The following is a 21,516-nucleotide window of genomic DNA, read 5'->3' on the forward strand; positions in this document are numbered from 1 at the left end:
CCGTTGCCTTCAGAACTTGAAGTTGATCATCTTCTTCATCACCAGCACGCCCATCAGCATCCAGACGGCGCACCCGGCAAGCATGATGTGCCCGAGCCGCTCGGTCCAAAGCAGCGAGATGTAGCTCGGCGTTGTCACGAACACGAGGATCATGACCGCGACCGGAAGCGCGCCGATGATCGCGGCTGAGGCCTTGGCCTCCTGGCTCATCGCCTGGATCTTGCCCTGCATCTTCTTGCGATCGCGCAGCACCTTGGCGAGGTTGCCGAGCGCTTCGGACAGATTGCCGCCCGCCTTCTGCTGAATGGAGATGACGATCGCGAAGAAATTGACCTCGGGCAAAGGCATTCCGTCGTACATGCGCTCGACGCAATCGGCGAGCGGCAGCCCCAGCGCCTGGGATTCGACGACGTGACGGAACTCGGTCTTGACCGGCTCCTGAACTTCGCCGGCGACGATCCTGAGACAATCTCCCAGCGGCAGCCCGGCCTTCACGCCGCGGACAATCACATCAACCGCATTGGGAAACTCCTGCAGGAATTTCTTCATGCGGCGCTTTTTCAGAAACCCGAGCATCCAGTACGGGATGCCGACTCCGCTGAAGATCATGATCGCCAGCAGCACGATCGGCTGGGCCCCGAAAATAAGCCCGAAGAACGTGAAGACGAACGCGACCCCGACGCTGAACGCGAGGTAGCCCTTCACGCTCCATTTCAGGCCGGCCTGGGCGATGCGAACGCGCAGCGGCGGCCGCTTGCGCGCCTTCTGCTTGGACTCCAGTTCCTTCAGGGTTTCCTGTACCGCCTTGCGGCGCTTGCCGGCCTCGGCTTCCGCCTTCGCCTTGGCGATGGAGGCGCCCGTGTTGCGACGCCCCGCGACGGTCTGTACGCGCTTTTCGGTCCGGCGCTCGCCCGACAGCAGCGGATAGACGAACACCCAGGCGACGCCGCCGACGGCGATCGTCGCCATCACCGCGATCGCCAGACTGATGATGCGGTCGTCGAGCATTCGCGTCAGCCTCCGAACGCGTTGCCGTCTTCGTCCTGAACCTCGGCGGCATCGAGCGCCGCGGCCAGACGGTTTTCCTCGTTGAAGTAGCGGGCGCGATCCCAGAAGGCGGGCCGGGCGATGCCGGTCGACCGGTGCCGGCCGATGATCCGGCCGTTGGCGTCCTCGCCGATGATATCGAACACGAACAGGTCCTGGAGGGTGATGACCTCGCCTTCGGTGCCGATCACCTCGGTGATGTGGGTGATGCGGCGCGAGCCGTCGCGCAGGCGGGCTGCCTGGACGATCACGTCGACCGAGGAGGTGATCATCTCGCGAATGGTGCGCGAAGGCAGGTTGAACCCGCCCATGGTGATCATGCCCTCGATACGCGACAGGGCCTCGCGGGGACTGTTGGCATGGAGCGTGCCCATCGAACCGTCATGGCCGGTGTTCATGGCCTGCAGAAGGTCGAAGGCCTCGGGTCCGCGCACCTCGCCGACGATGATCCGCTCCGGACGCATACGCAGGCAGTTCTTGACCAGATCGCGCATGGTCACCTCGCCCTCGCCTTCCAGATTGGGCGGGCGGGTCTCGAGGCGCACCACGTGGGGCTGCTGCAGCTGCAGTTCGGCGGCGTCCTCGCAGGTGATGACGCGCTCGTCTTCGTCGATGTATCGGGTCAGGCAGTTGAGCAACGTCGTCTTGCCCGAGCCGGTACCGCCGGAGATGACGACATTGCATCGGACACGCCCGATGATCTCGAGAATGGTCGCGCCCTCCGGCGAGATCGTGCCGAAGTTCACCATCTGCTCGAGGGTGAGCTTGTCCTTCTTGAACTTACGAATGGTGAGGGCGGGCCCGTCGATCGCCAGCGGCGGAACGATGGCGTTGACGCGGCTGCCGTCGGGAAGGCGGGCGTCGCAGATCGGGCTGGCTTCGTCGACGCGGCGGCCGATCTGACTGACGATCCGTTGGCAGATGTTCAGGAGTTGGCCGTTGTCGCGGAAATGGACATTGGTCTGCTCGATCTTGCCCGACACCTCGATGTAGACCGTGTCGGCGCCGTTGACCATGATATCGGCGATGTCGTCGCGCGCGAGCAACGGCTCCAGCGGGCCGTAGCCGAGCACGTCGTTGCAGATGTCGTCGAGCAGTTCCTCCTGCTCGGCGATCGACATCACGACATTCTTCAGCGAGATGATCTCGTTGACGATATCGCGGATTTCCTCGCGCGCCGATTCAACGTCCATCTTCGCCAGCTGGCTCAGGTCGATCGCGTCGATCAGCGCCGAGAAGATGGCGGTCTTGGTGTCGTAATACTCCTCCGACCGCACCGGTCGGGTGCGCGCCTGTCGCGGCGGGCGCTTCGATTCAGCAGACGCCGCGGCGGCCGGCGGCTTGGGTGTGGCGGCAGGGGTGGTGGCCGTCGCGGACGCCTTGGGCGCGAGGAGTTCGGTCAACGCATCGGTCGTCTCGGAGGATGCTGACGGGGATTGCGGGACATCCGTATCCGGAACAGCCGACGGAGTCGTATCCGGCTTCGCCGCCGCCTCTTCGCGGGGCTCCGCGCGGGCCTTCACAGGCGCTTCCGCGACAGGCGGCCGCGGCTGCTCCGCGGGCGCCGGGTGCGTTACGTCAGATTGCGTGCCTCGTCTGCCGAACATGGGCTATCAGATCCGTTCAGCTCTTTTTCATCGACAATTTCTTCAGCAAGGGCGCGAGCGGTGATCGCTTGGCCTTGCGGACTTCGGAGCGGCCCGTCAGCGCCTCGGCCAGAGACCGAAACATCTCGACCGGCTTCGCGTTGGCCTGGGTCTCGGCGATCATCTGTCCGTTGTTCGCCGCATTGGCGAACAGCACCGGATCGAACGTGGCGGTCGCGAAGATGTCCAGTTCCAGGGCGGCCGCGAAATCCTTTTCGGAGATTTCCGGTTTCTTGGGCACGCCTATCTGATTGAGAACGACGATCGGCGGGCGGTCGTTGGGCCGGGTCTGTTTGAACATGTCGACCAGGTTCTTCGCGTTGCGAAGATTGGCGAGATCCGGCATCGCGGTGATGACGATTTCATCGGCACCCAGCAGCGTGGCCTTCGCCCAGGTCGTCCACAGATGCGGCACGTCCAGAATGACGGTCGGCACCGTCTTGCGGATCAGCTCGATGACCGGCTCCATGGAATCGCCGGGCAGGTCGTATTCCTTGTCGAGCGTCGATGGCGCGGCGATCAGGCTCAGGTGATCGGTGCACTTGGAGAACAGTCGGTCGAGGTAGTTCTCGTCAAGCCGTTCGCGCGCGAACACCGCCTCGGCCATGCCCTGCGGCGGGTCCTGATTGAAGTCGAGCCCCGCAGTTCCGAAGGCCAGATCGAGATCGGCGATGACCACGTCGCTGACCAGTTCCTGGGAAATCGCCCAGGCGACGTTGTGCGCGACGGTCGACGACCCGACTCCGCCCTTCGCGCCGACAAACGCGATGGTGCGGCCGAGCGGGTCGGTCCCCGGCACGTCGAATAGGGAGGACAGGGCCGACAGCGCCAGGATCGGATTGATCGGCGCGAGCACATAGTCGCTGACGCCCTTGTGCATCAGCTTACGGTACAGCCCGATATCGTTGGCATGACCGATGACGATGACGCGCGTGCCGGAGTCGCAGACATCGGCCAAGCGGTCGAGCTGTTCGATCAGCCCATCGGCACCGGCCGTCGATTCGACCACGACCACATTCGGCGTCGCGGCGTTGACGTAGAATTCGCGTGCCGCCGCGAGGCCGCCCATCTGCACGGTCATATGGGCCCGGGAGGCACGGCGATCGCTCGCGGCTTCCGAGAAGGCGGCATTGGTTTCAGGCGTCTCGCAAAAGACCTGGATCGAAACCCGCGGAAGCGGCGGGATATACCGATCCTGCTGTTTGCCCGTGGCCGGCGTTTCGGCCTCGGTCCTGTCGAGCTTTTCGGCCGCTACACTCATGGCTACTGCGCAACCTCGCTGATCTGACCCGTGCCCGCGTCGTTGTAGATCGTGGACGGATCCTCGCCCTTCCGATACTTGCCGTACACGGTGTCGCGCCGCTGGCCGTCACGCGGCGTCGTCCCGGACCGCGGTCCGTTCAGATCGCGCGGGTCCTCGACCATCGCAGCAAGATTCTTCTGCGAGGCGCAGCCGAAATTCTCGTAGGGAAGATTCCGCCAGTCGCCGCCGGCATTGGTCGGCCAGGCACCGCATTCCAGCGTCGCCGTCGCCCGCTCGTAGGCAAGACGAACCGGGGCGGTATACTGCGTCGTGCGATACCCCACGACATGGACCGACTCGACCGGCATGCCGTAGGCGTAGGCGATCGCCTTGACCTCCTCGGCAACGGAGGCGGCCTGGGCTTCGTTCGCGGTGCCCGTCGGCGCCATCACCTCGAGCCCCCCGGTGCCCTGCCGGCGCCAGCCGAGCACGAATTCCTCGACCATCGCCTTGTCGGGTCTCGACAACCCGGTTCCGGTCGCATTGAGATCGAGCTTGACGCGTTCGGGCACGACGCCGATGGGATAGCGCTGTTCCACCGACGTGGGCACCGATCCGGTGATCACGCGATCGGACTGGCAGGCGGCGATGGGCAATCCGACGAGGGCGACCATCACGACACGGCGAGCAGTGTACGAGATCGGCATTTTTTTCGACCTGACGTTCATCGATGCTTCGGCTGGTGCCGCCCCCTATTCGACAATGAAGCCAATCGGGCCGCGGTAGTTACCGGCCGGATTCTTCTCGGCGAGACCGTAAAGGCGATTCAGGCGGCCCAGCAGGATCGCGGCGGGATCCGACGCGGGCGCGAAGTTCTTGTCCGGCCGGGCAAGCTCGTCGCGCGAGGTCGGCTCGACCATGTACGGGGTCGCCAGGATCACCAGCTCCGTCTCGTCGGTCTGGAAGTCGCGACTGCGGAACAGAGTCCCGAGGATCGGGATGTCGCCGATGCCGGGCACGCTGTTGAAGACCTGCTTGGAGTCCTGCTGGATGAGCCCGGCCAGGGCGAGCGAACCGCCGCTCGGCAGCTCGACGGTGGTGTCCGTGCGCCGGGTCTTGATGCCGGGAATGCGCGTATCCTGCAGGACGACTTCCGACTGCCGGTCGATCTCGGAGACCTCGGTCTTGACCTTGAGGCTGATGCGGTTCGCCGACATCACGACGGGTGTGAAGGCGAGCGCGACACCGAAGGGCTTGAATTCGATCGAGAGCTGGCACTGTCCGGTATCGGGATCGCAGGTATTGCCTATGGGCACCGGGAACTCGCCGCCGGCCAGGAAGTTCGCGGTCTCCCCGCTGATCGCCGACAGCGTCGGTTCAGCCAGGACCCGCAGCAGGCCATTGGATTCGAGCGCGCGCACCTGGGCGCTGATGGCGGTCGTGCCGTCGCTCCAGGTCACGGGGCCGGTAAGTGCGGGCAGCTGCGACAGACCAAGTCCGAACACCGGGTTGGAAATCACGTTGGCGGCGATCGTGCTGGAATTGATCTGCAGGTTCCAGTCTATGCCGAGTTCCTTGAGGACCTGCCGCTTGACCTCGGCGACGGTGACCTTGAGGAACACCTGCTCGCTTCCCTCCACGGCGATCATGTTGAGGACCTTGGCGGGATCCCCGGCGAAACGGCCCGCGATGTCCGTGGCCTTTTCCGCGTCGGCAGCGGTCGGCGCCGTCCCGGTCAGGACGATGTTGTCGTTCATGGACTCGACCTTGACCGCCGAACCCGGGACCAGTTGTCGAATGCTCTGCGAAAGCGCCATCGTGTCGCGATCGACCTGCAGCTCGATGACCGCGATCTGGCGTCCGGCGACGTCGAAGAAGAAGACGTTGGTCTGGCCAACTTCAAGGCCGATCAGATAGGCCCGACGCGCGGTGCGCATCACCGCATCGGCGACCTTGGGGCTGGACACCAGGACGTCCTTGGCGTCGCGCGGCAGGTCGATGACCAGCGATTTACCGAGGCCGAGCTTAACCAGGCGCGAGGCCGAGAGCTCCGCCGGCTGGATGGTCATGTGGCCTGTCGACTGTGCCTCGGCTGGCGCCGCACCGACCGCGTTGAGCACGATCGCGGCAACCGCGAAGGCGAAGGCCAGAACCGAGTATCTGATGCTCCTGCGAGCCATGGCGGAGTCCCCCGATATGCTCGTACTCAATTGGTGTTCACCTGGACGGGAACGCCGAATTTCACGACGGTGACGGTTCCGCGCCGACCGCCCAGCAGACCATTTACCGTCTGCGGAGCGGCATCGGCTCCCGGTCCGTCCATGATGCTGCGCAGCGACAGCGAGATGTCGCCGAGCTGCTGGGCCAGCGCGAGAACCTCGACCTGCTCGGGACGCAGCTCCAGCGTGGCGACGTTGCCGACCACGTTCATCTGGCCGTCCTTCTCCTCGAGCGTCTGGTCGATCGCGAGGACGCGGACGTTCTGAAGCACGGTTTCGCTGATCAGGGCATCACGGCCGGAATTGGCGCTCATGTCCTGCCGGGTGAGAACCACATCGACATGGTCGTTGGGCAGGATGAACCCACCGGCGCCGACTTCCGGCGACGTCTTCGTGGCCACGGCGCGCATACCCGTCGGCAGCATCGCAGACAGGAACCCGCCGGCCCCACTCTTGACGAGCTTGGTGTCCCGGATCGGTTCGCCGGAGAAGAAACTGGTCCGCGCAACCGAACCGGCGGTTTTGTCGATAGCCTGCGGATCGCCGCTGCGGGTCACGAATGCGTGGTTGATGGCGTCGCGCGGCCAGCTTTCCCAGGTGAGATCGGCGGCCGACAGCGTCGCGCCGGGCGCGATATCCTTGGTGGCCACCAGGATCTCGTCGGTATCAACCTTCTGCTGAACGACGACCGGGGATTGATCGCTGCCGATGTTGCTGGCCAGCCGCCAGGCAAAAAAGCCGGCGACGACGGCAACACCAAGTACGACGAGACGCGCAACTTTCATGACACATCATCCCAACTCGCTGCCGCAAAGACGCGGCGTTTGAAAGGATCATGCGGATCGAATGGTCAACTTATGGTTAATGAGAAGTATCGAATTGATAGCTGTCGCAATAAATGCCTGATTTACCTGACGAACGCATCCATCCAGGCCGTCGTCGGATAGACCATAAAACCCGCCACGGCCAGCGCAATACCGTATGGAATGCCGGTTTTCGAATCATGCAGGCGCACGGCCCAGTCGGCGCGTGTGAGCATGAACGGCAGCGGATATCGGCGCACCGACAGAATGACCAGGGTCAGCGCGCCGCCGAGCAGGGAGAACAGCAAGGCGTACTCGAGCAGATTGCTCCAGCCCAGCCAAAGCGCGACGGCCGCGACGAACTTCGCGTCACCGCCGCCGATCCAGCCAAAGGCGAAGAAGGCGAAGGAGACGACGAGCACCGCCGCGCCGGCAGCGACATGCATGCCGATCTCCGCAGGCGCCAGTCCGGCGAAGTAGGCCGCGGGGAAGAACAGCACCGCGAACGCGATCGTCAGCCGGTTCGGAATCGTCATTGTGAAGAAGTCGAGACTGGCGGCCAGCGCCATCGCACCGGGAAAGACAAGCAAGAGGGCGGCGTTCAACATATCGCGAAACTGCTCCGGGATCGCACAGTCCGAGACACCGTATATGCCACGCACCGCTTAATGGCGGCTTAAACGCGAGGTCGATCTAAACGCGTGGCCGATGTCGGAGTCCGTAAAGTCCAGGTGCCACGAAACGGCCGGGCGCAATAAAAACGAAACGCCGCCCCGGCTGCGTGAGCCGGAGCGGCGGATCGTAACAGGCAAACTGCCTGCGGCGGCCAATCAGGCGCCGGCGCCGGTCAGCTTGTCGTTGATCGTCGTGAAGGTCGTGGTCAGCGAACCACCGACCGAATACACGATGCCGACGATCGCAACCGAGATGCCGGCGGCGATGAGGCCATATTCGATGGCGGTGGCACCCGACTCGTCACGGGCGAAGTTCTTGAAGAGATTGGTCATCTTGATCGCTCCTTGTCCTATCGTCTTAAGACGCTCGGTTCGACCGGCGTTTTTGGGCCTCGTTCATCGAACCGAGGGCGACCCTACGCTCCACGCGTTACGAACAACTTAATTCGATCGCACACATATGCATGTAATTTACAGTTCAAATCCGTTGGTGAACGATTTGCTATCGATCTTTACTCACCAATCATCCCTAGAAATTTCTGCTTTAGTTCGGTTAAACGCCGTTAACCACATCATTTTTTAGAGTATAAGCTTGTTGTTTTCTGTATTATTCCGATCTTTCGAAGCAATTAGCAATTTAATACACCTTCATTAGACGGGGAAATTCGTTCCCGGCGACCGTCAGCCGACACGTGGCGACGAAACATCGTAGTCGGCACCGCTTAACTGGCCCGGCGTCAAACAGAACCGCCCCAGGCGAATCCATCGCCGGCGGCGTTGGCAATTCGTTTACCAATATTTCGGTACAGTCCACGCACGTGAGTAGGTTGCGGAAGGATGTTCGCCATGCCGATCTTCATGCCGGTCTTCAGGGGAATTCTCGCAGGCGCGCTGCTGATGGCCGTCGCGACCACCACAACGCGGCCTGCGGTCGCCCTGGAAGACACCCTGCTCGTCGAGGTCGATCGCGCGAAGATCGTGCAGCTGGACCAACCCGCCGCGACCGTCATTATCGGCAATCCGTCAATTGCCGACGCCCTCGTTCATAACCGCGAAATGCTGGTCGTGACAGGCAAGAGCTTCGGCGTGACCAACATGATCGTTCTGGATTCGGCCGGACAGACGATCGGCGATCTTACACTTCACGTGCGTGGAGACGATGTCGGCATCGTCACGGTCCAACGCGGTCCCAGCCGGCTCTCATACAGCTGCGCCCCGACCTGCGAACGCACCCTTATGCTGGGCGACACGGGCGAGAACTACACGACTCTGAATGCCCAGATCCAGGATCGCATCGGGCTGGCGTCCGGCCAGGCAGGGTCCAACTGACCGACGCCTTCGAGACGAAGGCGCACCGCCTGAGTTAACGAAGCCCTACCGCAATCCCCGAGGCTCCGGCGTTGCCGGAAACGGTTCGGCAAACATTCTCTGTCTAAGTTTGGTTCGGGTACCGAAGATACCTGCGGGTGTCGCCACGCAGATGCGCGCGCTCGGAACCAACTCGGAGGCAGCGGAATGATTGCTCGGCAAGCGCTGGCGGTGCGACGGCGACTCGTTCGTCGCTTCGCCCGGGACACGGAAGGCGCCATTGCCGTCGAGTTCGCCCTCGTGGCATTGCCGTTCTTCGCCATCCTGTTCGCGATCCTTGAAACCGCGCTTATCTTCTTCGCCGGCCAGCTCATGGAAACGGGACTGGCCGATGCGGCCCGCCTCATCCGCACGGGCCAGGCGCAGGAACAGAAATTCAACAAAGCCAAGTTCAAGCAGGCCGTCTGTTCCGGCGTGATCGCGCTGCTCGACTGCGACAATGGACTGAAGATCGACGTCCGCAAGCTACAGGACTTCAGCGCCAGACAGCCGGTGCCGATCGACGGCGAGGGCAAGTTCACGGACGCCGACTTCGTCTACGAGCCCGGCCTGGGCGGCGACATCATGCTTGTTCGCGCCTTCTACGAATGGCCGACCGTGCTGCCGGACTTCATCTCCCCGACCAACCTGGCCAACGGCAACTTCCTGCTGTCCGCGGCCGCGACCTTTCGAAACGAGCCGTTCTGAGGCGACACGATGACCGCATGGAAGCGATTTCGCTGGAAAACCCTGCGCCGGGACGAAATCGGCACGTCAGCCGTCGAGTTCGCGCTCATCCTGCCGGTGTTGATCCTGATCTACGCGGGCGGCGTCGAACTCAGCCACGCGATCACGGTCGATCGCAAGCTGACCACGGCCGGCGGCTCCGTTGGAGACCTCGTCGCCCAGGGCACGATCATCAACCAGGTCGAGATGGAAAACATCTTCTCCGCGGCCCAGGCGATCATGGAACCCTACTCGGCGGCGCCCCTCAAGGTCGTCGTATCAAGCGTCGACATCACATCCAACGGAGACAAGGTGCTCGGCAGCTGCTCCTATCACGCCTCGGCGCGGGCGAAGGGGTCGAATATGACGGTGCCGAATGGTGTCCGGATAGAGGGAACGACCCTGGTGATAACCGAGGTCCAGTACGAGTACATCCCCACGATAGGCCAGATCCTGACGGAGTCGATCACCTTGAACGACACGTTCTACATGCGGCCCCGGCAGGGCGAAGCTATCAAGCTGCCCTGCTGACGGGGATTGGCCCCGCCCACCGGTCCGAAGCCACCGAAGGAATCGCAAAGGGGCGACGCATCGGGTATTCCTAGCCGAAGTCGGCTAAGCGGGCATCCGGGCACATTGGATCACTTCTTTGCCATTCTCGCGCGTTCGGTCGCCGCCGAGGGCCGCGATTCCACCGCGGCCCGCGTGGCGATATACGACCGCGCGCGTGTCCAGCTCGAACACCTGATCGCGGAGTCCGATCCGCCCCTCCCGGCGGAGACCGAGTACGCCTATCGGCAGGACCTCGAAGCGGCGATCTCGCGCATCGAGTCCGAGTACGCGAGCCGCGGTCCGAAAGAGGGGCCAACCGCGGAGGCGGTCGCGGCGTTCATCGGCGCGCAGCACGCGGCGACCACAGACGACGCGCGCGCCACTCCAGACCCAACTGGGGCCCCACCGATCACACCACCGTCGGGACCGCGCGGCGCGATCGGCTGGGACGACGAGAAGCCGGGACGCTTCGCCGCGCTGCGGCTGCCGGCACCTGTCGTCTTCGCAGCGGCCGTCATCGGCGCGATCGGCTTTGGCATCTGGCTCATCCTCTCTTCCATATTCGCGCCCTCGCTGCCAAGCATGGATGCGGTGGCGCAGCGCCTGGATGACACCGGTGCGGCCGTCCTGTTCGTCGGCGCGGCGGCCGAGCGTCTGTCGGCGCCGGAGGACACCACCGTTTCGAACGTCAGGGAGCTGTTCGGACCCGGCGTGGTGCGGATCGAGTCGCGCGTCGAGGGCGCCTCGGCGAACCGTCGCACGCAAGGGGCGCGGATCATGTTCAGCCGCGATATCCGCGCCGCCATCGCCGACAGCACGCTGCGGCTGATCGTGGTTGCCCGTGCCGCCCCGGACAATCCCAGCCCCGAATTCGCGCTGGCGATCTCCGGCGGCGCAAGGCGCAGCTCGGGGTGGCAGCGTTTCGAACTCGACGACACGTTCCGTCCCTATGCGATCGAATACGCATTCGGCGAGGACGCGGCGTCCCGGCTGGCGCTGGTGTCGATCCTGGCCGACACGCAAGGCCAGGGGCGCGCCATCGAGGTGAGCGAAGTCAGCCTCAAGGTGGTGCCCAACTAGGTGGCCGGAGCGGGCCGGCACAGGCACGCCCGAGATCAGCGCACGAAGCCGAGCATCACCGATTCCGGCACCAGGGCCTGCCGGCTCGTCGTTTCGCCCTCGCTGCGAAATGCCGCCGCCTGGCGGCGGGCGTCGCACCGACCGCGCCACCAGGGGCCAAGCGCCGAGGGCGCCCGCAACAACAGATAGGCCGGCAGCAGCAGCTCGAACAGGTGCCAGCGCAGCCACAGCCGCCGCCGCATGCCCGGCGAAATATCCTTCATCCAGATCAGATGGCGGTTGCGGAACAGGCGTTGCTGATAGTCCGGCGGCTTGTCGAGGAAACCGGACGCGCCGTCGGCGGAGGCGGACCCGACATGCCAGGCCGTAGCCGCCGGGCAATAGAGCGCCTTCCAGCCGCGGTGCTGCATGCGGAACCACAGGTCGAGATCCTCGTAGCCCGTGCCGAACCGCTCGTCGTAGCAATAGCCGTGGACCGCGCGCATGTCGTCCAGCATGGCGCGGCGCATCAGCGGCATCGAGCCGGAGACGCCGAAGGCATAGGCATCCCCGGAGGTCGGGACCCAGCGGCCGCGCAGCTCCCGCGACACGAACAGCGCGCCCGCGCTCGGGCGCGGCAGGTTGGTCCGCTCACCGTCCGCCCAGGCATATTCCTTGCCGCCGACGACGCCGATCTCCGGATCGGCCTCGCCGCGGGCGACCACGGTGGAAACGTAGTCGGGCGACAGATAGACATCGTTACCCAGCGGCATCACCCAGTCGCCGGTCGCCTCGGCGATGCCGGCATTCATGCCGGCGGCGAAGCCGCGATTCTCCGGCAGCCGGATCAGCTTGTCCGGCTTTCCGGCCGCCAGGCACTTTTCCACCGATCCGTCCGCGGAATCGTTATCGACCAGTATGAACTCGATCTCGGGGTAATCCTGGGCCCGAACGGCACGAAAGCACTCGACGACGCGGTCTCCGCCGTTCCAGTTCAGGAGAACGATACTGACGCGCGGAACGGCGTTCATGGAACAGGATGCTCAAATGCCGCCGAGCGGGCATACGGATTTTGCTGCACTGCACAAGGGTCTTTTCTCATAGGGATCGCTTCGTTATAAGGCCCGGCATTCATTTTACGTAGTCCGCGTAGATCGCTATAGACACCAGCGACGGTCGGCGGTCGCGGACCGACCCGAGGCCTCTCTGGAATTCGGCGCCGATCCCGCAGGGTGACGCGCCGCATACGTAACAAGAAGAGATCCCATGAACCATCTCGACGAGCTCGAAGCCCAGAGCATCTACATCTTTCGCGAAGCCTTCAACCGCATCGACAACATTGCGATGCTGTGGAGCCTCGGCAAGGATTCCAACGTGATGCTGTGGCTCGCCCGCAAGGCGTTCTTCGGACACGTGCCCTTCCCGGTCATGCATGTCGACACGGGCAAGAAGTTCAAGGAAATGTACGCGTTCCGCGACCGCTATGCCAAGGAGTGGAACCTGAAGTTCATCCGCGAGGAATGCCCGCCGGTCGAGGCGACCGACGAGACGCTGCCTCCGGCCGCCCGCTCCGCCGCGCGCAAGACTTTGGGCCTGAAGGCGGCGATCGAGAAGCACAAATTCAACGCCCTGTTCGCCGGCATCCGGCGCGACGAGGAAGCGCTCAGGGCCAAGGAGCGCGTGTTCAGCCCGCGCGGCGAGACCGGCCAGTGGGACTTCCGCGACCAGCCGCCGGAGTTCTGGGACCAGTACAAGACCGACTTCCCGCCCGGAACCCACCTCCGCGTGCACCCGCTGCTGCACTGGACCGAGATCGATATCTGGCGCTACTCGGCGCGCGAGGGCATCCCGCTGATCTCGCTGTATTTCGCCAACAACGGCAAGCGCTACCGGTCCCTGGGCGACGAGGACATCACCTTCCCGGTCGATTCCACGGCCTCCACCGTCGACGAGATCGTCGAGGAACTGTTGACCACCAAGGTGTCCGAGCGCGCCGGCCGCGCCATGGACCATGAGGCCGAAGACTCCTTCGAGCGCCTGCGCGCAGAAGGCTACATGTAAGCCCGCCGCCCCGTCATTCCATTATGTCCGAAAGCCCCGTCATGAACGCTGGTCCGATTTCCGCAACCGCCGCCGCCACCCGCGCCGCGGCCCGACAGCTCCTGCGCATCGTCATCGTCGGCCATGTCGATCACGGCAAGTCGACGCTGGTCGGCCGCCTGTTCCACGACACCGGCTCGCTGCCCGACGGCAAGTTCGAGGCGATCCGCAAGATGTGCGAACGCCGCGGCATGCCGTTCGAGTGGGCGTTCCTGATGGACGCCATGCAGGCCGAACGCGACCAGGGCATCACCATCGACACCGCGCAGATCTGGTTCAAGACCGAGAAGCGCGACTACACGATCATCGACGCGCCCGGCCACAAGGAATTCCTCAAGAACATGATCACCGGCGCGGCCCAGTCCGACGCCGCCGTCCTGGTGATCGACGCCACCGAGGGCGTTCAGGAGCAGTCGCGCCGGCACGGCTATCTGCTGCACCTGCTCGGCGTCCGCCAGATCGCGGTCGCCGTCAACAAGATGGACGCGGTCGGCTATCGCGAGGACGTCTTCACCAAGATCGAGGCGGAATACCGTGACTATCTCGCCTCGATCGGCGTGACGCCGACCTTCGTGGTGCCGGTGTCGGCGCGCGAAGGCGACAACATCGCCACCCGCTCGCAGGCCATGGAATGGTACGACGGGCCGACCGTCGTCGGCGCGCTCGACTCCTTCCAGCTTCCCGCGACGTCTGTCGACCGGCCGCTGCGCTTCCCGATCCAGGACGTCTACAAGTTCGACGACCGGCGCATCCTGGCCGGACGCATCGAATCCGGCCGCCTTCATGTCGGCGACGAGCTGATGTTCTCGCCGTCGAACAACACCGCGCGGGTCAAGTCGATCGAGGTGTGGCCCGAACCGTCCGATTCGGACGCGCGCCCGAATACCGTCGGCGCCGGCCAGTGCATCGGCATCACGCTCGACGATCAGCTTTTCGTCGAACGCGGCGAAATGGCCTCGCACACGACCAACCCGCCGGTCGAGACCGAGGTGTTCCGCGCCAAGCTGTTCTGGCTCGGTCGCAAGCCCCTGGAAAAGGGCAAGATCTACAAGATGAAGATCGGCACGGGCGAGGCACAGGTCACGGTGCAGGAGATCGAGCACGTGCTCGACACCACCGACCTGTCGTCGTCGACCACCTCGAAGGTCGAGCGCAACCAGGTCGGCGAGGTCGTCCTGCGCTCCCGGCGCATGCTGGCCCTCGACGAGCACACCCGCAACGGCCGCACCGGCCGCTTCGTGCTGATCGACGGCTACGACATCGCCGGCGGCGGCATCATCTCGATGGAGGGCTACGCCGACCAGCGCCAGCTCGTCACCCAGCGCGCCAAGAACATCACGCGCGTCCAGCACGGCGTGCCGACCGACGAGCGCGAGCGCCAGAACGGCCACAAGGGCGGCGTGCTCTGGTTCACCGGCCTGTCCGGCGCCGGCAAGTCGACGCTCGCCACCAAGCTCGAACGGGCACTGTTCGACCGCGGCTACCAGACCTACGTGCTCGACGGCGACAACATCCGCTTCGGCCTCAATGCCAATCTCGGCTTCTCGCCGGAGGAGCGCGCGGAGAACATCCGCCGCGTCGGCGAGGTGGCGGCGCTGTTCTCGCGGGCGGGTCTGTTGACGATCACCGCCTTCATCTCGCCCTACCAGTCGGACCGCGAGCGCGCGCGCAAGGCAGCGGGCGAGCACTTCCACGAGGTCTACATCAAGGCGGATCTGGGAACCTGCGAGGAGCGCGACCCGAAGGGCCTGTACGCCAAGGCGCGCACCGGCGAGATCAAGGACTTCACCGGCATCTCGGCGCCCTACGAGGCCCCCGACACCGCCGAGCTGATCATCGACACCAGCAACCTGTCGATCGACCAGGCCCTTGAAGAACTGCTCGGATACGTGGAAAAGACGTTCCGCAGTTAACCGGCCAACAGTGCCGGGTCGCGGCATGCGGCCGGCCGGTGCGGAGACGTCGCGCCGCCGGCCGTGCTGGGATCGGGTATGGTCTTCTCGTCGATCGAGTTTCTGATCTTCTTCCTGCCGGCCGCGATCGGCCTGTATTTCCTGGTGCCGGTGGCCGCCCGCAACGCGGTCCTGCTGGTCGCCAGCGTCCTGTTCTACGTGTGGGGATCGGGCGCCCTCGTCCTGATCCTGATCGCCTCCATCGTCCTCAACTTCGCCTGCGGCGCGGTCGTGGCGCGGGCGCGCACCAGCGGCGACCGGCGCCTGAAGATTGCCGGGATCGCCGGCGCGGTGGCCGCCAACCTGGCGATCCTGGGCTACTTCAAATACGCCAACTTCATCGTCGCCCAGTTCAACGACGTCGGCACCATGACCGGTCTCGGCACCATCGCCTGGGACGGGGTGATCCTGCCGATCGGCATTTCGTTCTACACCTTCCAGGCGATGTCCTACGTGTTCGACGTGGCGCGCGGGGCGGCGCGGCCGGCGCGCAGCCTCGTCGATTTCGCGCTCTATGTCTCGATGTTCCCGCAGCTCGTCGCCGGCCCGATCGTGCGCTACGCGACGATCGCGGAGGCGCTCGTCGAACGGCGCACCCGTTTCGACGACTTCGCCGAAGGCGCGCAGCGCTTCGCGCTGGGACTGGTGAAGAAGGTGGTGATCGCCGATAGCGTCGCGCCCATCGCCGACGCCGCCTTCGCCACGTCGTCGGGCGACCTGACCTTCTCCGCCGCCTGGATCGGGCTCGTCGCCTACACGATCCAGATCTATTTCGATTTTTCCGGCTATTCCGACATGGCGATCGGGCTCGGCCGCATTCTCGGCTTCCGGTTCCCGGAGAACTTCGACCGGCCCTATTCGGCGCATTCGATCACCGAATTCTGGCGGCGCTGGCACATGAGCCTGTCGAGCTGGTTCCGCGACTATCTCTACATTCCGCTCGGCGGAAACCGCGGCGGCGCCCTGCTGACCTACGCCAACCTGTGGATCGTGTTCCTGGTGACAGGCCTGTGGCACGGCGCGGCCTGGACCTTCGTGCTCTGGGGCGCGTGGCACGGGCTGCTTCTGGTCGCCGAGCGGCTGACCGGCTGGCGCGAGCGGACGTTCCAGACGCTGCCGGCGGTGATCGGCGCGCGGGCGCTGACGCTGCTCCTGGTGATGGCCGGCTGGGTGCTGTTCCGCGCGCCCGATCTCGGCGCCGCGCTCGGCTATTACGCCGCGCTGGCGACGCCGGACATGGCGGGCCTTCCCGATGCCGTGGCGCAGGCCGCGACCAACCGGGCGTCCACGGTGCTGGCGCTCGCCGCGCTCGTGTTCGTGCTGCCGCGCGCGTTCCGCATGCCGGACGTGCTGCTGCGCGACGGGATCGCGGGCCTCGCCGGGCGTGTCCTCGTCGTCGGTGTCGGCTACTACTACGCCCTGACGCTCGTCATCGCGGGCGCGTTCACCAGCTTCATCTATTTCCAGTTCTAGGGCGGGGACGGTGCGCGGCTACGAGAAAGTCCTGGTTTCCATCGCGGTGGCGCTGCCGCTGGCCGGCCTGTTCGTCGCCGCGCCGCTGCTGCGACCGGATACCGGGGACCTCAACCGCAATCCGGTCCCCTTCCCGGAGGTCGGCGCCACCGATTTCGTGAACGGCGAGGGCTTTTCCGCCGTGGGTTCCTGGCTGCGCGACCGGGTGCCCCTGCGCCGCGCGCTGCGCCGGCTCGACGCGCGGATCGACAACGGCGTCTTCGGCGACCTCGACACCCTGATGGTGCTGCAGGGCCGCGACGGCTGGGTGTTCTTCGAGCACGCGATCGGCCGCGGCCTGGAGCCGGACTACGATCCCGCGACCCTGCGGGCGGGCATCGCGCGCCTGAAGGACGAGGTGGAGGCGGCCGGAAAGACGTTCCTGTACGCGGTCGCGCCGCACAAGCCGACGATCTATGCCGATCACCTGGGCGAGCGCGACCAGCGCCGGCAGACGGTGGTGCGGGAACGGCTGGAGCAGTTCCGCGCGCTCATGCGGCGCGCGCCGGTCGAGGGCTTCATCGACGCGTGGGACGATCTGGAGCGGGCCGCGAAGCAGTCGCCCGAACCGCTCTACCACCCGCGCGACACCCACTGGACCACGCCCGGCGCCGCAGTGATGACGCGCGCGATCGTCGACCACCTCGCCCCGGGCCTGTCTGCCTCCCTGGAAATCGCGCGCGGAAAGCCCCGCGAGGTCCTGCCCGACCTCGTCCGGTACGCCGGTCTCGACCGGACGGAGCCTGCCGATACCTGGATCTTCCGGCGGCCGGGCGTGCGCTGGAAGCGGGCCGGGGCGGAGCGGGCCGGCAAGGCGCCGACCGTGCGATACACGGCGACGGCGCGCGACGGCGCGCGGCTGCTGCCGAAGATTGCCGTGATCTGCGATTCCTACGGGACGGCCCTGCATCCCTCCCTGCGGCTGTTCTTCTCCTCGACCACGTTCATCCACACCGTGTCGATCGACACGGAATTGGCCCGGAAGGCGCTGGCGGAGGCCGATATCGTGCTGTTTCTGCGCGCGGAACGCTTCATTTGGCAGACCAGCGCGCAAACGCCGTTCGCCGAGGACAGCGACGCGGTGCTGACGCTGCTGTCCACCCTGGGCCGGCGCTCGTGAGCGTTACCGCCGTCGCGGTTTGACTGACAGGGCGTCAGCGGCTAGTGGAAACGGCGGCGTCGGTGCCGCCTGACGTTGCAGTCGCCCGCGTCGGCAGGTCCGAACGCGGCCCGACAGCGGCCGGCCACCGGTTCCCACATCCTACTCTCGGTGAAAAAGAGCTGTAGATGAAAGGTATCATTCTCGCGGGCGGCAGCGGCACTCGTCTGCATCCCCTGACCATCTCGATGAGCAAGCAGCTCCTGCCGGTCTACGACAAGCCGATGATCTACTATCCGCTGTCGGTGCTCATGCTTGCCGGCATCCGCGAGATCCTGATCATCTCGACCCCGGAGCACCTGCCGCTGTACGAGACCCTGCTCGGCGACGGCCAGCAATGGGGGCTGTCGCTGTCCTACGCGGTGCAGCCGAAGCCCGAAGGTCTGGCGCAGGCGTTCATCATCGGCGCCGACTTCATCGGCAACGACGCCTGCGCGCTGATCCTCGGCGACAACATCTTCTACGGCGACGGCCTCCAGGATCATCTGGAGGGTGCGGCCAGGCGCACCGAGGGCGCGACGGTGTTCGCCTATCAGGTGGTCGATCCGGAACGCTACGGGGTGATCGAATTCGACAGAGACGGCAAGGCGCTGTCGATCGAGGAGAAGCCCACGGCGCCGCGTTCGGACTGGGCCGTGACCGGGCTCTACTTCTACGACAACGACGTCGTCGCCATCGCCAGGGACGTGAAGCCGTCGGCACGCGGGGAACTCGAGATCACCACGGTCAACCAGACCTATCTCGAGCGCGGCCGGCTGCAGGTCGAGCGGCTCGGGCGCGGCTACGCCTGGCTCGACACAGGCACGCACGACGCCCTGCACGAGGCGTCTTCGTTCATCCAGACCATCGAGCGGCGCCAGGGGCTGAAGATCGCCTGCCCCGAGGAAATCGCCTTCCTCAAGGGCTATATCGATCTCGACGCCCTGCTCGCCGCCGGCGAGCGGCTCGGCAAGACCGACTACGGACGGTACCTGCTGCGCATCGGAGAACGGGCGCGCCAATGAACGCAATCCAGAAGCTGCAGTGGCTGCCGGCCTACGTGCAGCGCTACGGCTGGGCGACCGCGCTCAATCGCGGGCGCGGCGAAATCGGCAAGATGATCCCCGGTTCGCTCGGTAAGGCGATCAGCGGCGGCTACGGCCGTTTCAAGCTCGTCGACAAGTTCGAGACCCATCTCGGGGAGGAGCAGGGCAGCGGCGATCCCGCCGTCATCGCCGCGGCGCCGCGCGATTCGATCACCTGGGTCATCCCCGACTTCGCGGCTGGCTCCGGCGGCCACACCACGATCCTGCGGATCGTGCGCGGCCTTGAGCTGCTCGGCTGGAAGAATCAGACGATCGTCATCAAGGAGCCCTACCGCTGGCTGCGGGCCGGGGAGGCCATCGCCGCGATCCACAAGCACTTCACGCCGCTGGAGCACACAAAGGTCGTGCTCGGCTGCCGGAACATCCCGCCGAGCCGGTTCCTGATCGCGACCGGCTGGCAGACGGCCTACTGGGTGGCGAAATACAAGGACGCCGCCCACAAGATCTATTTCGTGCAGGATTTCGAGCCGTATTTCTATCCGGTCGGGTCGGAGCAGATCCTGGCCGAGGGCACCTACAGGCTCGGTCTCGACGCCATCACGGCCGGCGACTGGCTGAAGGACAAGCTGGCGGCCGAATACGGCATGCGGACGCAGGCGATCTCGTTCTCCTGCGACCACGACATCTACAAGCCGGCGCCTCGCCGTCCCTCCAAATACGCCAAGCAGGTGTTCTTCTATTCGCGGCCGGGGACGGCGCGGCGCGCATTCGAGCTCGGCGTGCTGGCGCTGAAGCGGGTGTGCGACGCGCGCGGCGATACCGCGGCGCTGCTGGCGGGATGGGACCTCGACTTCTACGACATCCCCTTCCCGCACGTCGACGCCGGCGTGGTGCCGCCGGCGAAGCTCGCCGACATGATCGGCCAGGCCGACGCGGCACTCGTCCTGTCGCTCACCAACCTGTCGCTGATGCCGCTCGAGGTTCTGTCCTGCGACTGCCCGCTGGTGGTCAACCGCGGCGCCAACAACGAGTGGCTGATCGACGAATCCGTCTCCTGGCACTGCGACCTGACGGTGGACAGCATCGCCGAGACTCTGATGACGGTGCTGGACGGCGGGGCTGAGGTCGATGCGCGCAGGAAGAAGGGCCTCGACCTCAGCCAGTCGACCTCCTGGGACAACGAGTTCAAGAAATTCAGTTCCTTTCTCGAGGCCTACGAATGAACCGGGACGGCAGCGCCCCGGTCGCGGGAGCCTGAGCAGATGAAGATCAGACTGGCGTGGCGCAGGGCGCGCAATCTCGTCCGGCCGAACCGGCTCGATCCGCTGCGCATCAACGCCGTCAACAATCCCGCCTACAGCTCCACCGTCGTCGACGCCGACAGCGGCCGCCGATCGGTGATGGGGACGGGGCGCAAGGATGCCTGCGCCGTCATCCGCGAGAGCAGCCTGAAGCCCGGCGCGCCGCGCACCGCGATCGTGCTCGGCGTGGCGCGCGGCGGGACCTCGATGGTCTCCGGGGTGCTGCGCGGCCTGGGCCTCTTCATGGGCGACAATCTCGGCTTCAACCATGAGGACTCCACGGTCCAGGCCATCGTCTCCAAGAAGAATTTCGGCGATTTCGGCAAGCTCGCGCGCGAGCGCGACGGCGAACACCGGATCTGGGGCTTCAAGTTCCCCGAGGCCTCGCAGATGATGGACAGGTTTCATCCGAGCCTGCGCAATCCGCACTATCTGTTCGTGATGCGCCACCCGATGGCGCGCGGCATGAGCGTGGTGGCGCGCACCGGCGGCACCCTGCCGGCGGCGATCAAGGACGCGCTGACGAACTATCAGGCGATCTTCAGCTTCATCGACCAGGTCGACGCCCCGGTGCTGATGATCAACTACGAGCAGGCCACCGAGAACCCGCGGGCCTGCGTCGAACAGGTGGCGCGTTTCCTGGGCCTCGAGGCCGAACCGGAGACGATCGAGCGGGCCGCCTCGATGATCCTCGACCAGGGCGCGGGCTATCTGAACCTGCCGGAGTACTGGTTCGGCGCCGAGGAGGCGTCCGCCCCGGCCGAGAGCGGGCTCAAGCCGGTCGACGCGGCCGCCGGCAGGCCGAAAAAGGGCGAAATCGGCTACGCCGGGGACCGCGCCTCGGTTTGGCTGGCGCCCGAGACGGGCTTTCCCAAGACCTTCTGGCTCCGGTTCACGCTGTCGCGAACCGGCGATGACGACCGCGTCCGGCTCTACTACGACTACGATGGCCGGTTCCACCTCGGCCACCGCCTGCTCATGGATCTGACCTCGCGCTCACCGGTCCTGAAGATCCAGACGACGGGCAGCCTGAAGCGCCTGGCCATCGTGCCGCTGGCCAAGGACGGCACAGTCGAGGACGTGCGGATCGACGTCGAGGCCTAGGCCGAGCCTCGAAAGGCTTGCGGTCCGGAAGACAGGAACCCGAAAGA

At 65.4% G+C, this 21,516-nt stretch carries 20 protein-coding genes; 11 read left to right on the forward strand and 9 right to left on the reverse strand.

Annotated features, from left to right (window positions below):
- Positions 1-9 precede the first annotated feature (9 nt).
- From MUB46_RS09120 to MUB46_RS09155, 8 genes are all read right to left on the reverse strand, one after another.
- Positions 10-1,008 carry a type II secretion system F family protein gene (locus tag MUB46_RS09120; protein ID WP_261615589.1) on the reverse strand — a complete coding sequence of 333 codons (999 nt, stop codon included), beginning with the start codon at positions 1,006-1,008 and terminating at the stop codon, positions 10-12.
- A gap of 5 nt (positions 1,009-1,013) precedes the next feature.
- On the reverse strand, positions 1,014-2,654 hold the full coding sequence (locus MUB46_RS09125; RefSeq protein WP_425256237.1) for a TadA family conjugal transfer-associated ATPase: 1,641 nt from the start codon (positions 2,652-2,654) through the stop codon (positions 1,014-1,016).
- Positions 2,655-2,670: 16 nt separating this feature from the next.
- Positions 2,671-3,954, reverse strand: a complete 1,284-nt coding sequence (locus MUB46_RS09130) for a CpaE/TadZ family protein (RefSeq protein WP_261615591.1) — start codon at positions 3,952-3,954, stop codon at positions 2,671-2,673.
- Between the two features lie 2 nt (positions 3,955-3,956).
- Positions 3,957-4,643 (reverse strand): CpaD family pilus assembly protein, encoded by a 687-nt coding sequence (locus MUB46_RS09135; protein WP_261615592.1) that lies wholly within the window; start codon positions 4,641-4,643, stop codon positions 3,957-3,959.
- Between the two features lie 45 nt (positions 4,644-4,688).
- On the reverse strand, positions 4,689-6,116 hold the full coding sequence (locus MUB46_RS09140; RefSeq protein ID WP_261615593.1) for a type II and III secretion system protein family protein: 1,428 nt from the start codon (positions 6,114-6,116) through the stop codon (positions 4,689-4,691).
- Between the two features lie 26 nt (positions 6,117-6,142).
- Complete coding sequence (gene cpaB / locus MUB46_RS09145; protein ID WP_261615594.1) at positions 6,143-6,940, reverse strand: Flp pilus assembly protein CpaB; 798 nt, start codon at positions 6,938-6,940, stop codon at positions 6,143-6,145.
- 122 nt (positions 6,941-7,062) lie between these two features.
- A complete protein-coding gene (locus MUB46_RS09150; RefSeq protein WP_261615595.1) occupies positions 7,063-7,566 on the reverse strand; it encodes an A24 family peptidase in 504 nt (167 codons plus the stop codon).
- Positions 7,567-7,788: 222 nt separating this feature from the next.
- Entirely contained in the window at positions 7,789-7,965 is a 177-nt protein-coding gene (locus tag MUB46_RS09155; RefSeq protein ID WP_261615596.1) for a Flp family type IVb pilin, read from the reverse strand.
- A gap of 513 nt (positions 7,966-8,478) precedes the next feature.
- On the opposite strand from MUB46_RS09155, the gene MUB46_RS09160 reads away from it, so the two are divergent.
- From MUB46_RS09160 to MUB46_RS09175, 4 genes are all read left to right on the forward strand, one after another.
- Positions 8,479-8,961, forward strand: coding sequence for a pilus assembly protein N-terminal domain-containing protein (locus MUB46_RS09160; protein ID WP_261615597.1), 483 nt, complete (start codon positions 8,479-8,481; stop codon positions 8,959-8,961).
- Between the two features lie 186 nt (positions 8,962-9,147).
- Positions 9,148-9,687: a TadE/TadG family type IV pilus assembly protein gene (locus MUB46_RS09165; RefSeq protein WP_261615598.1), complete on the forward strand. Its 540-nt coding sequence runs from the start codon at positions 9,148-9,150 to the stop codon at positions 9,685-9,687.
- 9 nt (positions 9,688-9,696) lie between these two features.
- A complete protein-coding gene (locus tag MUB46_RS09170; protein WP_261615599.1) occupies positions 9,697-10,236 on the forward strand; it encodes a TadE/TadG family type IV pilus assembly protein in 540 nt (179 codons plus the stop codon).
- A gap of 105 nt (positions 10,237-10,341) precedes the next feature.
- Positions 10,342-11,337: a hypothetical protein gene (locus MUB46_RS09175; RefSeq protein ID WP_261615600.1), complete on the forward strand. Its 996-nt coding sequence runs from the start codon at positions 10,342-10,344 to the stop codon at positions 11,335-11,337.
- Positions 11,338-11,372: 35 nt separating this feature from the next.
- Here MUB46_RS09175 and MUB46_RS09180 read toward each other — a convergent pair whose 3' ends face one another.
- A complete protein-coding gene (locus MUB46_RS09180) occupies positions 11,373-12,347 on the reverse strand; it encodes a glycosyltransferase family 2 protein (protein WP_261615601.1) in 975 nt (324 codons plus the stop codon).
- A 235-nt stretch (positions 12,348-12,582) separates the two neighbouring features.
- Between MUB46_RS09180 and cysD the strand changes: the two genes are divergently transcribed.
- From cysD to MUB46_RS09215, 7 genes are all read left to right on the forward strand, one after another.
- Entirely contained in the window at positions 12,583-13,377 is a 795-nt protein-coding gene (cysD, locus tag MUB46_RS09185) for a sulfate adenylyltransferase subunit CysD (protein ID WP_261615602.1), read from the forward strand.
- Positions 13,378-13,418: 41 nt separating this feature from the next.
- Entirely contained in the window at positions 13,419-15,329 is a 1,911-nt protein-coding gene (gene cysC / locus MUB46_RS09190) for an adenylyl-sulfate kinase (protein ID WP_261615603.1), read from the forward strand.
- Positions 15,330-15,407: 78 nt separating this feature from the next.
- The gene (locus MUB46_RS09195; RefSeq protein ID WP_261615604.1) at positions 15,408-16,841 is read left to right on the forward strand and encodes an MBOAT family O-acyltransferase; all 1,434 of its coding nucleotides are present in this window, start codon (positions 15,408-15,410) and stop codon (positions 16,839-16,841) included.
- A gap of 10 nt (positions 16,842-16,851) precedes the next feature.
- On the forward strand, positions 16,852-18,000 hold the full coding sequence (locus tag MUB46_RS09200) for an alginate O-acetyltransferase AlgX-related protein (protein WP_261615605.1): 1,149 nt from the start codon (positions 16,852-16,854) through the stop codon (positions 17,998-18,000).
- Positions 18,001-18,167: 167 nt separating this feature from the next.
- Positions 18,168-19,043 carry a glucose-1-phosphate thymidylyltransferase RfbA gene (rfbA, locus tag MUB46_RS09205; RefSeq protein WP_261615606.1) on the forward strand — a complete coding sequence of 292 codons (876 nt, stop codon included), beginning with the start codon at positions 18,168-18,170 and terminating at the stop codon, positions 19,041-19,043.
- Positions 19,040-20,287: a rhamnosyltransferase WsaF family glycosyltransferase gene (locus MUB46_RS09210; protein ID WP_261615607.1), complete on the forward strand. Its 1,248-nt coding sequence runs from the start codon at positions 19,040-19,042 to the stop codon at positions 20,285-20,287. The genes rfbA and MUB46_RS09210 overlap by 4 nt, the downstream gene beginning before the upstream one ends.
- 39 nt (positions 20,288-20,326) lie before the next feature.
- The gene (locus tag MUB46_RS09215; protein WP_261615608.1) at positions 20,327-21,469 is read left to right on the forward strand and encodes a sulfotransferase; all 1,143 of its coding nucleotides are present in this window, start codon (positions 20,327-20,329) and stop codon (positions 21,467-21,469) included.
- Positions 21,470-21,516: the final 47 nt, after the last annotated feature.

The sequence above is a fragment of the Microbaculum marinisediminis genome, assembly GCF_025397915.1.
GTDB lineage: Bacteria > Pseudomonadota > Alphaproteobacteria > Rhizobiales > Tepidamorphaceae > Microbaculum > Microbaculum marinisediminis.

What these genes read in the sequence shown, in the direction of transcription:
- MUB46_RS09180 (WP_261615601.1), bottom strand. Translation starts at nt 12,347, where the DNA reads ATGAACGCCGTTCCGCGCGTCAGTATCGTTCTCCTGAACTGGAACGGC.
- MUB46_RS09125 (WP_425256237.1), bottom strand. Translation starts at nt 2,654, where the DNA reads ATGTTCGGCAGACGAGGCACGCAATCTGACGTAACGCACCCGGCGCCC.
- MUB46_RS09120 (WP_261615589.1), bottom strand. Translation starts at nt 1,008, where the DNA reads ATGCTCGACGACCGCATCATCAGTCTGGCGATCGCGGTGATGGCGACG.
- cpaB (WP_261615594.1), bottom strand. Translation starts at nt 6,940, where the DNA reads ATGAAAGTTGCGCGTCTCGTCGTACTTGGTGTTGCCGTCGTCGCCGGC.
- MUB46_RS09150 (WP_261615595.1), bottom strand. Translation starts at nt 7,566, where the DNA reads ATGTTGAACGCCGCCCTCTTGCTTGTCTTTCCCGGTGCGATGGCGCTG.
- cysD (WP_261615602.1), top strand. Translation starts at nt 12,583, where the DNA reads ATGAACCATCTCGACGAGCTCGAAGCCCAGAGCATCTACATCTTTCGC.
- MUB46_RS09210 (WP_261615607.1), top strand. Translation starts at nt 19,040, where the DNA reads ATGAACGCAATCCAGAAGCTGCAGTGGCTGCCGGCCTACGTGCAGCGC.
- MUB46_RS09170 (WP_261615599.1), top strand. Translation starts at nt 9,697, where the DNA reads ATGACCGCATGGAAGCGATTTCGCTGGAAAACCCTGCGCCGGGACGAA.
- MUB46_RS09135 (WP_261615592.1), bottom strand. Translation starts at nt 4,643, where the DNA reads ATGCCGATCTCGTACACTGCTCGCCGTGTCGTGATGGTCGCCCTCGTC.
- MUB46_RS09155 (WP_261615596.1), bottom strand. Translation starts at nt 7,965, where the DNA reads ATGACCAATCTCTTCAAGAACTTCGCCCGTGACGAGTCGGGTGCCACC.
- rfbA (WP_261615606.1), top strand. Translation starts at nt 18,168, where the DNA reads ATGAAAGGTATCATTCTCGCGGGCGGCAGCGGCACTCGTCTGCATCCC.
- MUB46_RS09130 (WP_261615591.1), bottom strand. Translation starts at nt 3,954, where the DNA reads ATGAGTGTAGCGGCCGAAAAGCTCGACAGGACCGAGGCCGAAACGCCG.
- MUB46_RS09160 (WP_261615597.1), top strand. Translation starts at nt 8,479, where the DNA reads ATGCCGATCTTCATGCCGGTCTTCAGGGGAATTCTCGCAGGCGCGCTG.
- MUB46_RS09215 (WP_261615608.1), top strand. Translation starts at nt 20,327, where the DNA reads ATGAAGATCAGACTGGCGTGGCGCAGGGCGCGCAATCTCGTCCGGCCG.
- MUB46_RS09195 (WP_261615604.1), top strand. Translation starts at nt 15,408, where the DNA reads ATGGTCTTCTCGTCGATCGAGTTTCTGATCTTCTTCCTGCCGGCCGCG.
- MUB46_RS09140 (WP_261615593.1), bottom strand. Translation starts at nt 6,116, where the DNA reads ATGGCTCGCAGGAGCATCAGATACTCGGTTCTGGCCTTCGCCTTCGCG.
- cysC (WP_261615603.1), top strand. Translation starts at nt 13,419, where the DNA reads ATGAACGCTGGTCCGATTTCCGCAACCGCCGCCGCCACCCGCGCCGCG.
- MUB46_RS09165 (WP_261615598.1), top strand. Translation starts at nt 9,148, where the DNA reads ATGATTGCTCGGCAAGCGCTGGCGGTGCGACGGCGACTCGTTCGTCGC.